The sequence below is a fragment of the Mucilaginibacter sp. genome, from assembly GCF_041663085.1.
In the GTDB taxonomy this organism is placed as follows: domain Bacteria; phylum Bacteroidota; class Bacteroidia; order Sphingobacteriales; family Sphingobacteriaceae; genus Mucilaginibacter.
In genome coordinates, this window is record NZ_JBAZRC010000049.1 from 1 (window position 1) to 1288 (window position 1288).

General features: G+C 46.7%; 1 pseudogene. It reads right to left on the reverse strand.

Features of this window, described 5'->3' with window-relative positions:
* Positions 1 to 1288, reverse strand: a pseudogene (locus WC615_RS11050) (excinuclease ABC subunit A); the annotation flags it as partial.

Below are 1288 nucleotides of genomic sequence, written 5' to 3' on the forward strand. Positions count from 1 at the left end.
ACCCGAGCCGGATACGCCCGTTACCACCGTAAGTATACCTAACGGGAATTTAGCATTGGCATGTTTCAGGTTGTTTTCGCGGGCACCTTTTATCTCAATAAAATCGCTCCATTTACGGCGCGTTTTGGGGATGGCTATTTCTTCGCGGCCACTCAGGTATTTACCGGTAAGGCTGTTATCGTCAACAATGATCTGGTCGTACGTACCGGTGAATATGAGGTTACCGCCATGCGTACCGGCTTCGGGGCCAATATCAATAATATGGTCGGCAGCTTTCATGATCTCTTCTTCGTGTTCCACAACTAAAACCGTATTGCCCACATCACGTAATGATCTTAGCACGGTTATTAAACGTTGTGTATCGCGTGGGTGCAGGCCAATGCTTGGCTCATCCAGTACGTATATCGAGCCCACCAAACTGCTACCCAATGAAGTAGCCAGGTTAATACGCTGCGACTCGCCACCCGACAAGGTGTTTGACAAACGGTTAAGCGTTAAATAGCTTAAGCCAACATTATTTAAAAACACCAGCCGGTTTATTATTTCCAGCAGCAGGCGTTTACCAATTTTGGCATCCGTTTCATTTAATTGAATATTGCTGAAAAAATCAAGCGCGGTATCTAAAGGCATCAGCACCACATCGGTGATGGATCTGCCTGCTATTTTTACGTATGATGCATCTTTCCTTAACCTACTGCCCTTACACTCGGGGCAGGTAGTTTTACCCCGGTAGCGGGACAGCAACACACGGTATTGAATCTTATAGGTCTGCTCCTCCATTTCCTTGAAGAAAGCATCCAGCCCGCGGAAGTATTGGTTACCCGTCCACAGCAAGCGTTGCTGCTCTTCGGTAAGCTGGTTATACTGGCGATGTATGGGGAAATCAAATTTCAGTGCGCTTTTTACCAGCACCTCATTCCACTCCCGCATTTTTTCGCCACGCCATGGGGCAATAGCGCCTTCGTAAATGGTTTTACTTTTATCGGGGATAACCAAGTCCTCGTCAATGCCAATTACCTTGCCATAGCCCTCGCATTTTTTACATGCACCATAAGGGTTATTAAAGCTAAAAAAGTTTGCTGTAGGCTCTTCAAAGCGGATATTATCCAGTTCAAAACGGTCGCAGAAGAAACGTTCTGTTTCCTTATCGGCATCCGGCTCGCGGTATTGTACGTAACAATCGCCCTTGCCTTCAAAAAATGCGGTTTGTATAGAGTCGGCCAGGCGACTGATGGTCTCGTCTTCCTCGTTCTTGGTAATACGGTCTATAACAATCCGCACCACAGAA